Raw genomic sequence first — 13089 nt, 5'->3', positions numbered from 1 at the left:
GACAACAGCATTAGGAGGTGGGAGGCGCGAAAGAGGCCCCTGCTCGGTGCTGCTGCGTGGAGCTGGGGCGCGGGCGCCATCATGACACAGCCCCGATCATGTTGCACGGATCTTTTACAATTCAGCGATCACATTGCGGAAGGAAGCGGAGAGCGGCGAAGGCGCCCCGGCGGGCCGCTGCGGCATCATGGGCCGGGGGCGGCCGAAACCATGGCATGCCCACGATCAATTTGCGCGCTCACGTTACATGTGGGTGATCAAGCTGGAAGGAGGGCAGCGGACGTGAAGGTCAGCACCACCACGAACGCGGTCACCGTGGAGGACCTGCCCGGGTACGAGGGCTACGCCTTCGTCATCGGCTACCCGCCGGGGGGATCCAAGCCGAACGGGTTCTACGTATCCGCTCCCGAAGGGTCACCGGTCACGGCGACGTCCATCCGCCGCCTTCCCCTGGACAGGCTGCTCAAGACCGCCGCCGAGGCCCATACGGAGGAGACGGCCAAAGAGGTGCCCACCGCCGCGGCTTCGGAGGGCCGGCCCTATGGCGGCGGCGACCAGCACGCGGTGGCGGTGGCTGATGTCTACAACTGGGCGATCGAGCACGGAATCCCGCCCCGCCGCGCCATCGCGGCCCGATGGGCACGCTCGGAAGCCACCGCCGGCCGGTGGATCGCGGAGGCCAGGAAGAAGCAACTCCTGCCGCCCCACAGCGGATAGGGCGGAGCACCTGCAGGAGGCGCGTACACATACCGCGGCCCGGGACGCATGCGTCCCGGGCCTCGGTGTGCCGGGCCGCGGTGTGCCGGGCCGCGGTGTGCCCGTGTGCTTCGTGACTCAGTTCTGCTGCTCCAGGAAGAGCGCCCGCTCGCGGGTCCAGTTGCCCGGAGTGGTGGACCAGCCGGCGACGGGGTTGTTCAGCTTGCCGTCCGTCTTGGCGGTGAAGGTGAACATCTTGACGCTGCCGTCGTCGTAGCCGTAGAACGCGCCGAAATCGTCGCGTCCGTCACCGTTGAAGTCACCGGTGACCGGCTTCACGTTTTCGCGCCACCAGTTGTCCGGCCCGACGGTCCACGCAGTGTAGGAGGCGCTGAAGGTGCCGGTGGTGCTGCTCGGGAACACGATGATCCCGTCGTGGCCGTCCACGTAGTCGTACCAGGCCGCCACGTCGTCGCGGCCGTCGCCGTTGAAGTCGCCCGCGTGGAACGACGTACGGGCCCAGTCGCCCCAGGTCGTGGAGTTCCACGAGGCGGCGGGTACGAACTTGCCGTCGGCCGTGGCGCTGAACGTCCACATCTTCTCGCTGCCGTCGGCGTAGCCGTAGAAGGAGACGAGGTCGTCGCGTCCGTCGCCGTTGAAGTCACCGGTGACGGTCTTGGCCCGGGACTGCTCCCAGCTGTTGACCGCCGTCCAGTAGCTGGTGGGGGAATTGAAGCCGCCCTTCACCGAGCTCGTGAACGTCCAGATGGTGTCGTGCTTGTCGGCGTAGTCGTACCAGACGGCGATGTCGTCGCGGCCGTCGCCGTTGAAGTCGCCGCTGTACGGGGTCATCCGGCCGAAGGTCCACTGGCCCGGGACGACGTTCCAGGACTTGAACGGGGCGTTGAAAGTGCCGTCGCCCTTGCCGGTCCAGGTGTAGAACGCGACGCTGCCGTCCGAGTATCCGTAGATGCCCGCGACGTCGCCGATGCCGTCGCCGTTGTAGTCGCCGGTGACGCGCTTCATCGCCGACGCGGTCCAGGTGCCCGCCGCTACCGTCCAGCCGGTCTTGGGCGCTTGGAAGGTGCCGTCGGAGTTGGTGGTGAAGTCGTGGATGGCGTCGTGCCCGTCGGCGTAGTCGTACCAGTCGGCCATGTCGCTGCAGCCGTCGGCGTTGTAGTCGTGGCGGATCGAGCTGCCGCTGCTCCACTGCGACTGGCTCTTGACGTTGAAGACGACCAGGTCGCCGCGGTCCTGGAGGATCGCGTAGCCCTCGGGGGCGTGCGTCTTCGTTTCCCAGGCCACGGTCACACCGTCGGCCTTGTAGACCACCAGGTTGCCGTCGGTCCGCATGACGGCCTTGGCGCCCGCGTTGCCCGCGGTCTTGGACGACCACAGGGGCTGGCCGGCCTTGGAGGTGACGACCAGGTTGCCGTCGGTCTGCATGGTCAGCGTGGCCGAGCGGGAGGCCAGGGACTGCCCGCCGGTCAGGGTGGTGCCCGCGGGGATGCGGGAGCCGCCGGTGATGCCGTCGATCACGAAGACGGAGCCGAAGGACTTGTTGTCGGTGCCGGGGACCTTGCCGTACCAGCCGAGCATGGTGTTGTCGGTCTTGCGGGCCCACAGGTCGGCCAGGCCGTCGCGGTTGACGTCGCCGACGGATCCGATGGCCGGGTACGCGTACGCCTGGTAGCCCTGGGCGATCTTCACGCGGGCCGCGCTGTTGCCCCAGGTAGTCGGGTCCAGGTAACCGTTGGCGCCCTTCTTGCCGTACGAGCGCCAGATGTCGCCCGTGGCGTCCTCGCGCATCCACAGGTCGGGGACGTTGTCGCCGTTGACGTCGCCCGGCGCGATCACGGTGAACTTGTCCCAGTCGCCGGTGCCGACGAGGACGGGAGCACGCGTGTTGCCCAGGTCGAGGTCGTAGGTGGCGCGGTTGCCGTAGTAGGCCCAGAGGAACGTGCCCTGCTTGACGAGGAGATCCGGCTGGGAGTCACCGTTGAGGTCACCCGCGGCGATGATCTGCTCGGCGTTGTACCAGTGGTCGTCGCCGGTCCACTTCTCGTCGCCCTCGCAGCCGATCTCCGGGTCGTTCTTCGGGCAGGTGACGGTCAGCTCGGTGGCGTCTTCGCCGATGACACCGCTTCCGTTGTTCCGGAAGGCCCACAGCCGCTTCCGGCTCTCGGCGGAGTCGTACTCCAGGGCGACCAGGTCGTTGTAGCCGTCCTGCTGCCAGTCACCGCGCGACTCCACATCGCCGTTGAAGAACCTGCCGCCATTGGTGGCCGCGGCGAAGTCGCCGTTGCCCTGGCCTGCGTAGGTCAGCAGCGTGCCGTTGGAGTCGACGTTCCAGATGTCGGCGTTGGTGTCGCCGTTGAGGTCGGTCGGACCGTCACGCAGCACGGAACGGCCGGCGTAGTAGAGGTACGTCGCCGCGTCGGAACGGTTGCCGACCTTGTCGACGCTGTACGCGTAGACGAAGTGCGGGCCGTAGCCGGGCGGGCGCACAGGAGGTTTGACGCCGGGCTCGGCATCATTCGGGTTCGGGTCGTAATCGGTCCACCAGACGTAGTGGTCGACGTCGGTGACGCCGTTGGGCGCGAAGGCGAACAGGCCCTGCTCGCGGGCCTTTCCGGTCACCTCGGGCCAGCCGTTCTCACCGGACGGGAACTTGTTGTCCGCCGAAGTGATCACTGGCGGCTTGCTGGGCCGGGTGCGGTCGATGGTGAACTTGCAAGTCTCCGACCAGGGGGACGTCGCGTTGTCCTGGTCCCTGGTCCGTGCCTTCCAGGTCCAGTCGCCGGTCGGCAGATCCGCGTCCGGCACCACCCAAGTGGTGACCTTGCCCTTGTTGGCGGGCAGCGACATCGTCTTGTGCGGCGTGGTGCCGGCGCCCTTGAAGAGTTCGAACTCGGCGGTCAGGTTGCCGCCGTCCTTGTCGTCGAACGTCGCGTAGAGGCTGACGCGGGTGTTGCCGATCAAACCGCCAGCGGTGCAGTGCGTGCGCGGGTTGGTGCCGAGGCCCGTGGGCTTCTTCGGCGGCGTGTTGTACGTCGTCTCGAGGATCGCGCTCTTCGCGTCGAACTTCTTCCAGCCGAAGGTATCGGTCTCGTCTGCCGCGTACAGGCCCAGGGTGATGTTCGCCCAGCCCTTGGAGGCCGCCTCGCGCATCTTGGCTGTGGTGTCGAACTCCAGGTTGCCGGCGGCGCAGTCCTTGCTCCACCCCTTGGCGTCGTCGACCGTCGCGAGCGGGCTCGAACCGATCTTGCTGGGCTGCTTGGCCCAGGTGGTCTTCTTCGTGATGCCGGTGGTGTGCCACAGCTGGACCGGCCGGTCCTGGCACGACCAGGACCAGGTGTTGCGGATCCGGAACACTGAGCTTTTGACCTGGGCGTACCGGGTGTCGCTGGTGTCGAGCTGGACGAAGGACCGGGAGATCCGGTCCGAGCCGCCCGTCTCGGCCTCGTAGCCGACCCGGATGGGGTCCTTGGTGTTCCAGAACGAGGTGGTCGGGTACTGCTTGTAGACCCTGGTCCAGTTCTGCTTCTCGCCCCAGGCCCAGGAGGGGTCGATGTAGACCGGGTACTGAGTCTGCTCACCGGTGAGCAGGGCCTGGTCCGGCTTGATCTCCAGGGTGTCCCCGGTGACCGTGGTCGGCATCTGGGCGTCCTGCGCACCGGGCGCGGGGTCGAAGGCGTCGGCCGGGGCTGTGGTCTCGGTGGTGCTGGTGGTGCTGGTGGTCGAGGCGCTGAAGGTGCTTCTCGCCGTCGGTGCGGCGGTACCGCTGGAGGCGGTGGTGGAGTCCCACATCAGGGGCGAGGGGCTGGTGAACACCGTCTGCCCCGCGGGATTCACGGCGCTGACGCTGCCGGTCTCGGCGTCGGTGGACACGTCCAGGCCAACGGTGTCCAACTTGTACTTGAGCGAGGCGAGTTGGGGGTTTTTGGCGGCCTCGGCCGTCTTGACGACGAGTAGCTGGGAGAAGCCCTCGATCTCCGCCTTGAGCTGGAGGTCGACGCCGGGGAGCACCTCGGCATACGTCGCCACGTTCTCGGCGAGCGTCGGTGTGGGCAACGCGTTCGGCCAGGTCAGCGAGAGCGTGCGGCCTTCCTTGACGCCGGTGAGCAGGGGTCCGGTGCCGCCGCCGGAAAAGGCCACGTCGACGGTGGACGCCTTGGGCGCGACCGATCCGGAGGTGGTGAAGGCGAGGTTGGCGTCGGTGGGTACCCATGCCCCGTCACGCAGCAGCCGCACCGGTGTGCCGTGGCGCTTCACGGACCAGGTGCCGTCCGGGAGCGCCCAGGTGTCGGTGGACTCGGTGCGGGCGGAGGTCAGCTCGTAGGGCTGGCCGGTGGCCTTGGCCTGTTCGAGCGCGAAATCCTCCTCGCTCTTCGAGCCCTCGGCGACGGGATCGGCGGTCGTCGCGGCAACGGCGGCCGGCGAGTTTCCGGGCAACACGAGAAAACCGGAAGTAAGAATTCCACCCACCAGCGCGAGCGAAATTCCTCGCACAATCAGGCGCCTCGCCGGCCCGTCCCGGTGCTTTCTTATCTGCGTCAAGGAAACCTCTCAATAGTCGACAGCCGCGCGACTCTACCGATCAGGCGCGGCGCTGCACACCCTCTCACCTTGCGCTTTGTCGTGATCTTGGCGAAAAAATCCCCTTCACACCACCAAGATCACTTTGGATTTATTCGACCCCAAAAAGGGCTTTGAGCATCCTGTTAGTCTGCGCCGAAATATTTTTCCTTATTCGTTTGAGGAGTAAGGCGTGAGACGTTTTAATAAGCGGGGGCTATCGGCGTCATTGGCCGCCGCAGTCCTCGTCAGCCTGCTGCCGGCGACAGCCGTGGCGGCCGACACAAAGGGCAGAGCCCCACGGCCGGAGGTGAAGCAGCCGAAGGCCGTTCCGGTCGAGAAGGTCGCGGTGGGCGGCACGAAGCGGCCCGACGCGGCCGCGGCGAATTCGTGGACCAAGCGCAAGCCCAAGGTGACCTGGCCGGCGGCGGGTTCGGCCGAGGTACCCCTCGCCACCGGCGGCAAGGCGGGATCCCTGCCGGTGTCCGTGACCGCCGTGGCACCTGGACCGCAGAAATCCGGCAAGGCACAGGGCGCGCCGGCCCAGCGGTCCGCCGCCAAGGTGAAGGTCTCCCTCGCCGATCGTGAAACCGCCCGCAAGGCGGGAGTCGAGGGCGTCCTGCTGACCGTCGGCCGCACCGACGGAATCAACGAGCCGGCCCCGGCCCGCGTCGAGGTGGACTACGCCTCCTTCCGCGGTGCGTACGGCGGCGACTGGGCGGCGCGGCTCCGGCTCGTGGAGCTGCCCGCCTGTGCCGTGACGACCCCGGACGACCCGAAGTGCCGTATCCAGAAGCCGGTACCGACGACGAACGATGTCAAGACCGGCAAGCTGTCGGCGCAGACTTCGGCCGCTCGCACCGCCACGGTGATGGCGGCGACCGCCGAGACCGGCGGCGCCACCGGCGACTTCAAGGCGACCTCCCTCCAGGCGTCCGGATCCTGGAACGCGGGCGGTTCCACGGGCGCCTTCACCTGGTCGCACCCGATCGGCGTGCCCACGGTTCCCGGCGGCCTTGAGCCGAAGATCGAACTCGGCTACAACTCCCAGTCCGTGGACGGCCGCACGGCCGCCTCGAACAGCCAGCCCTCTTGGCTCGGTGACGGCTGGGACTGGGAGCCGGGCTTCATCGAGCGTCGCTACAAGTCGTGCAACGACGACAAGACCGGTGGCACCAACACCACCAAGGTCGGCGACCAGTGCTGGTACAACGACAACGCCACCCTCTCCCTCGGCGGCAAGAACACCGAGCTCGTCTGGGAGAAGGACAAGGGATGGGTCCCGGAGAGCGACTCCGGTGAGAAGGTCGAGAAGCTGACCGGCGCCGTGAACGGTGACCAGGGCACGGCGGGGGTCGACGGCGAGGGTGAGCACTGGAAGGTCACCACGACCGACGGCACCCAGTACTTCTTCGGCCTGAACCGCCTTCCGGGCTGGAAGGACAACGGCACCGCCGCCGACGACCCGGTCACCAACTCCACTTGGACCGCCCCTGTCTTCGGCAACCAGGCCGGGGAGCCGTGCTACAACGCCTCCTTCGCGAGCGGCTGGTGCCAGCAGGCCTGGCGGTGGCAGCTCGACTACGTCGTCGACCCGCGCGGGAACGCCATGGCGTTCTACTGGAAGACCGAGTCGAACAACTACGGCCGCAACGTCAGCGAGTCCACCGGTAAGTCCACGGTCACCCCGTACATCCGCGGCGGCTACCTGGAGCGCATCGACTACGGCCTGCGGTCCGACGCGGTGTACACGGGCAAGGCCATGGGCCAGGTGCACTTCGGCGTCGACGAGCGCTGCCTGGCCACCTGCGGCACCTTCGACGAGACGAACGCGAAGAACTGGCCGGACGTCCCGTTCGACCTGTACTGCAAGGACGGCTCGACCGAGTGCAAGGACAAGTACTCGCCCACCTTCTGGTCGCGTATGCGGCTCAAGACCATCACCACCAAGATCCTGACCGGCGGCGCCTACAAGGACGTGGACACCTGGACACTGGACCAGGACTTCCCCGCCTCGGGTGACGGCATCTCCACTCCGATGTGGCTGAAGTCCATCCAGCGCACCGGCAAGGCGGGCGGCGCCGCGATAGCCCTCCCCGCGGTCACCTTCGCCGGCGAGCAGCGGGCCAACCGCGTTGACCAGCTCGGCGACGGCCTCGCGCCCTTCGTCCGCTTGCGCATGTACCAGATCAACACCGAGACGGGCGGCACCATCGGTGTCACGTACTCGCAGCCGGACTGCACCGCCACCACCCTCCCTCCGGCCGACGGGACCAACACCACCCGCTGCTACCCGGTGAAGTGGGCGTACGAGGGTGAGACCGCCAAGCAGGACTGGTTCAACAAGTACGTGGTCACCCAGGTCGTCGAGGGCGACAACCTGGTCGAGTCCCCGGACAAGGTGAGCACTTACTCCTATCTGGGCGGCGCCGCCTGGGCGCAGAACACGGACGAGTTCACCAAGGCCGAGAACCGGGTCTACTCGGTGGCGCGCGGCTACGAGCGGGTCCAGACCCGCACCGGCGCCGCCTCCGACCCGAGGACCCTGGAGGAAAAGCGCTTCTTCCGCGGTATCGACGGCGCGTCCGTCAAGGACAGCGCGGGTGTCTCCGTCACCGACCGGCCCCAGTTCGCGGGCATGGTCCGGGAGAACATCAAGTACAACGGCGACGACACGGACAAGCTCGTCTCCGCCACCTCGTATACGCCCTGGCGTTCCGCCGCGGGCAACACCCGCAGCCGCACGGGCCTGCCGGACCTGGTCTCGTACAAGACCGGCACCGAGAAGGAGGCGACCCGCACGACCGTCACCGGCGGAACCCGCACCACCGAGGTGACCCGCACGTTCGACGGCTACGGCATGGTCGCGACCGTGTCGGAGACCGGGGACACCGCCAAGGCGGGCGACGAGAAGTGCACCACGACCACGTACGCCCGCGGCAGCGGCCCCATCGTCGACAAGGTCAGCCGCGTGGAGGTCGTCGCCGTTCCCTGCGGCAGCGCCGTCTCCCGCCCCGGTGACGTGATCGACGACGTGCGGCAGTACTACGACGGCGGCGCCCTGGGTGCCGCGCCGACCAAGGGCCTGTCCACCAAGAAGGAGCAGATCAACGGCTCGGGCAGCGGCTACTCGACCGTCTCGTCGACCCCGCTCGCGGACTTCGACGTCTACGGCCGCACGCTTTCCCTCGCCGACGCCTACGGCAAGGTGACCCGCACCGCCTACACCCCGGCCACCGGCGAGGTGCCCACGCAGACCGTGGTCACCAACCCGAAGAGCCACACGGTCACCACCGCGCTGGAGCCGTACCGCGGGCAGACCACCCAGGTCACCGACGCCAACGGCAAGGTCACCAGCAGCGCGTACGACTCCCTGGGCCGTCTGGTCAAGGTCTGGAAGCCGACCCGCTCGGCCACGACCTACCCGGACTCCCCCACCATGGTGTTCGAGTACCTGGTGCGCAACGACGGGCCGCTCGTCGTGACGACGAAGACCCTGACACACGACTCCAAGTACGCCGTGTCGTACTCCTTCCACGACGGCATGCTGCGCGAGCGGCAGACGCAGAAAGAATCCCCGGACCGCGCCGGACGCCTGGTCACGGAGACCTTCTACGACACACACGGACGGGTCTGGCGGAACTCCGGGAGCTTCTTCGCCACCGGCGCTCCCGAGCCCGCTCTGGTCACCGCACAGGAGCTGAAGTACCCGGCCTCCACGGACACCGAGTACGACGGCGCCGGGCGCACCACGGCCACCATCCCCCGCAGGTTCGGCGACGAGACCAAGCGCACCGTCACCCAGTACACCGGCGACTCGACCACCATGATCCCGCCCGCGGGCGGGATCGCCGTCACCACCGTGGTCGACGCTCTCGGCCGCACCACGGAGGTCAGGCAGTACGCCGACGCGGCGCGCACCACTGCCCAGACCACCCGGCGCGTCTACGACAAGCGCGGCAGGCTGGCCGAGACCAGCGACCCCACGGGCGCCAAGTGGACGTACACCTACGACGTCCGCGGCCGCCAGACCGAGGCCACTGACCCGGACAAGGGGCTCGTCAAGAGCACCTACGACTCGGGCGACCGGATCACCGACGTGCTGGACGCCCGCGGTGTGACCCTGCACACCGACTTCGACGAGCTGGGCCGCCGCACCGCCCTCAAGAACGGCGCGACGACTCTCGCCACCTGGGAGTACGACACCGTCGCCAAGGGCCAGGTGTCCAAGGCCACCCGGTGGATCGGCGGCAAGGCGTACGAGTCGGCGGTCACCACGTACAACAGCATCTACCAGCCGGTCGTCACCCAGACGACCATCCCTGACTCCGAGGGCGCGCTGGCGGGTGTGTACAAGTGGACCACCTCCTACAACCTCAACACCGGCCAGGTGATGTGGACCCAGCACCCCGCCGTCGGCGGGCTGCCGGCCGAGAAGGTGGCCAACACGTACAGCCCGGTCATCGGCCTGCTGAACACCGTGGGCGCCGGCGCGGACCCGCTGGTCAACGAGAGCACGTACGACCACTACGGCCGCGAGGCGATCCGCAGGTTCGGCGAGTTCGGGCAGACGCTGACGACCTCGCACAAGTTCGACGAGCACACCGGCTCGCTGACCGACAGCTACCTGGACCGGGAGGTCGCCCCGCAGCGCATCGAGGACGCGCACTACAGCTACGACCTGGCGGGCAACGTCACCTCCATCGCCACGTCGTACGGCCAGGACACGGCGCGTACGACGGACACCCAGTGCTTCGAGGTCGACGCCCTGCGCCGGGTCACCGAAGCGTGGACCGACAAGAACGCCGCGTGCAGCGCCGACCCGTCGGCCGCCGTGGTCGGGGGTGAGGACGCCTACTGGACTTCGTACTCCTATGACGCGGTGGGCAACCGCAAGGCGGAGACGCAGCACAAGACCGCCTCCGGGCCCGCTGCGGACACCCAGCGGACCTACTCGGCGCCGACGGCCGGCAAGCACGACCTGCCCAAGGTCGCGCAGACCGGCACCGACCCGCACGACGACGTCTTCACCTACGACAAGTCGGGCAACACCGAGACCCGCAAGCTGGGTGCCGCCGCGGCGGAGACCTTCAAGTGGGACGACGAGGGCCACCTCGCGTCCGTGACCGAGGGGACGACCGAGAAGGCCGGGTACCTCTACGACACCGACGGACAGCGCTTCATCGCGCGCGACGCCGGGGGAACCACGCTCTACCTCTCGTACGGCACCGAGCTCCACCTGAGCAAGGCCGGCACGATCACGGGTACCCGCTACTACGCGGCGGACGGCCGCACGGTCGCCGTCCGGACCGGGGGGAAGCTCAGCTTCACCTTCTCGGACCACCACGGCACCGGCACGACCCAGGTGACCGCCGATGCCGCACAGGTCGTGACCCGCCGCAAGACCTCTCCCTTCGGAGCGGCCCGCGGCAGCCAGCCCGCCGGCTGGACGGGGGACAAGGGCTTCGTCGGCGGCACCAACGACCAGGCCACCCGGCTCGTCCACCTGGGCGCGCGCGAATACGACCCGGCCACCGGCCGGTTCATCAGCGTCGACCCCGAGATCGACCTGAACGATGCCCAGCAGTCGCAGGGCTACGGCTACGCGAGCAACAACCCGACCACCAACGGCGACCCCACGGGCCGCATGTTGATCGAGTGCTGGGAGGGCCTGATCGAGTGCAGGGGCGGCATGCCCGTCACGGACGACAAGCCCCAGGACCCGCCGCCGGACCCGCCGGTGGACGACTGGATCGACGAGGTCATGAACGCCGGCTGGGGGACCCAGCCCTCCGGGTCGGTCCGGAAGGCCTTCAACGTGGGCAAGGGGCCGAACCGCGGCATCATCCGCATCACCTTCTACATCCACACGAAGAAGGCCGCGCTCGGGATGCTGCTGGGTGACGACCGCGAGGCTTCGATCGATCCGAACCAGCCGTACCGGATGTCGCTCTACTGGAACACCGAGTCCGGTGACTGCACCTTCACGGTCACGGCGTCGCACACCTCGCCCGGCAAGCACCTCGTCACCGATGGCGTGGGGCACCTGGCGCGCAGCAGAATGGTCGATGATCCGAGCAAGATGCTCCCCGCCAACCCGCTGAAGGTGGGCGGCTGGCCCGGGGACACCTGGGGCGGCGACAACGTCGTGAACTACGAGACGCTGGGGCACAAGACGACGCCGGAGCAGCTCGACATGGGTGTGCACGGTGTCAACAGCCTGGTCAACTTCTGGTCGGTCGACGCCCGGATCAAGGTGAAGGCGACGGAGACCTCGGTCACGGTGAGCCGGGAGGGTGACGCCTATCCTGATATGGAAGTGGTCCAGTACCGCACCAACCAGGCACCGCGCACCATCGCCACGGATCGCATGGCAAGCGACACCGGTCTCGATTCCGCGCCGTTCTGGGGCGGAAAGATCAACAAAACCTGGACGGACGGGCAATGCGTGAAGGGGTGCTGATGCGGAACGCCGCGCGGGCGGAGGCAGGTCCCGGCCCCGGCATGCGCCGGGTTCTGGGGCGGATCGGGCGATGCGCACTGACGTATCTGCTCATCCACATCACCGCCTGGCTGGTCATCGCACTGGTGATCGAGTCGGAGGATTCCTTCGGCCAGCTCATGCTCATCGGCCTCGGCATGCTGCCGCTCCTCGGAGTCCCGTCGGTGCTCCTCGCGATCGTCGCGGGACTGGCACACACCCGGATGGACGTCACACGGTTCCGGCTGGCGCTGGTGCTGCCGATGCTGGTGTTCGTCTTTCCGACCCTCGCGGCCAGCACGGCGGAGCCGCTGTTCTTCGAGATCATGGCTCAGCTCGCCTTCGTGCGGCTGATGCCGACGCCGCTCATCCCGGAAAACTGGGAGGGGCAGACCGACTGACCCGGTCATCACGCGTGGGGTGACGAGGTCGCAGCCTGTCGGGCTGTGGCCTCGTCGCTTTGTAATGACGACCGGGCCGGGACCAGGAGTGTTGTGCCTACGACGTCTGCGCCGCCGTTCCCGTCTGCTGCGGCACCCGTACGGTGATCAGGTCGCCGACCCCCGCCACCTCGTTCAGTGCCTGGGCGAGCGACAGCAGCACCTGCCGTACGGACTCGATCTCTGCCCGAAGTTCGGCCGCCCGCGCCCACCGCCGCTCGTGCGAGACGGGGTCCACATGGTCGCCGCGCGTCGCCTCGTGCGCCGTGAGCAGCGGATGCCACTGGCTGAGCAGCGGCCGGATGGAAAGGTTCAGGACATTGACCGCCAGCACCCCGAAGGTCACCCTCCCCGGCGCCACCCTCGGCGCGACCGCCGGCCCGTACCGCCGCAGGATCTCCCGCGTCGTCCCGAAGACGGTGTAGAGCGAGGTCAGCGCCTCCCGCAGCAGGCCCTGGTCCTCGCCCAGCTCAACGACCGAGATACGGGTGGCCAGTTCGACGTAGAGCTCCCACGCGGCCTCCCGCTCGGAGTTCACGGGCTCCCACACCCCGCTGATCTCCCCGACGAAGGGGATCGAGAGCTTGACCGCGATCTCCTGCGGCGCGAAACCACCACGGCCTCGTCGCCACCCTAACCTCTGTCGCAAACCCATCCCTCGACCCTTCCCCTCCAGAGAACTCTCCATGCCACCCTACGAGTTACGCCGGGCCGGAAAGCGGATGTCCCGCTGGCTGAAGCGCTCCAGAAGGGACTGCAGGGCATCGTCCGGACGCCCGTGCTCCGCCGCCCAGGGGCGAAGGTCTTCCGGGACACCACCAGCCCAAGGCGGAGTACGACCGCTAACTCAGTGACCTGGACGTCAGCGCCCCCTGCCGCGGATAGGCACCCTCC

5 protein-coding genes are annotated in these 13089 nt (G+C 68.1%); 3 read left to right on the top strand and 2 right to left on the bottom strand.

Annotated features, from left to right (window positions below; all coding sequences use genetic code 11):
- The first annotated feature begins 282 nt into the window (after positions 1-282).
- Positions 283-717 (top strand): hypothetical protein, encoded by a 435-nt coding sequence (locus J7I97_RS36330; protein ID WP_214944225.1) that lies wholly within the window; start codon positions 283-285, stop codon positions 715-717.
- Positions 718-834: 117 nt separating this feature from the next.
- Here J7I97_RS36330 and J7I97_RS36325 read toward each other — a convergent pair whose 3' ends face one another.
- Positions 835-5154 carry an FG-GAP-like repeat-containing protein gene (locus J7I97_RS36325; protein ID WP_214944223.1) on the bottom strand — a complete coding sequence of 1440 codons (4320 nt, stop codon included), beginning with the start codon at positions 5152-5154 and terminating at the stop codon, positions 835-837.
- A 430-nt stretch (positions 5155-5584) separates the two neighbouring features.
- Here J7I97_RS36325 and J7I97_RS36320 point away from each other — a divergent pair, with 430 nt between their 5' ends.
- Together J7I97_RS36320 and J7I97_RS36315 are read left to right on the top strand one after the other, a co-directional pair.
- On the top strand, positions 5585-11737 hold the full coding sequence (locus J7I97_RS36320) for an RHS repeat-associated core domain-containing protein (protein WP_308369343.1): 6153 nt from the start codon (positions 5585-5587) through the stop codon (positions 11735-11737).
- Positions 11737-12156, top strand: a complete 420-nt coding sequence (locus J7I97_RS36315; protein ID WP_214944218.1) for a hypothetical protein — start codon at positions 11737-11739, stop codon at positions 12154-12156. The genes J7I97_RS36320 and J7I97_RS36315 overlap by 1 nt, the downstream gene beginning before the upstream one ends.
- Before the next feature lie 97 nt (positions 12157-12253).
- Here the strand turns inward: J7I97_RS36315 and J7I97_RS36310 are convergent, their stop codons facing one another.
- Positions 12254-12850 carry a hypothetical protein gene (locus J7I97_RS36310; RefSeq protein ID WP_251059501.1) on the bottom strand — a complete coding sequence of 199 codons (597 nt, stop codon included), beginning with the start codon at positions 12848-12850 and terminating at the stop codon, positions 12254-12256.
- Between the last annotated feature and the right edge of the window lie 239 nt (positions 12851-13089).

It is taken from the genome of Streptomyces sp. ISL-87 (assembly GCF_018614095.1).
GTDB lineage: Bacteria > Actinomycetota > Actinomycetes > Streptomycetales > Streptomycetaceae > Streptomyces.
This window is presented reverse-complemented; position numbering and strand designations above follow the sequence as displayed.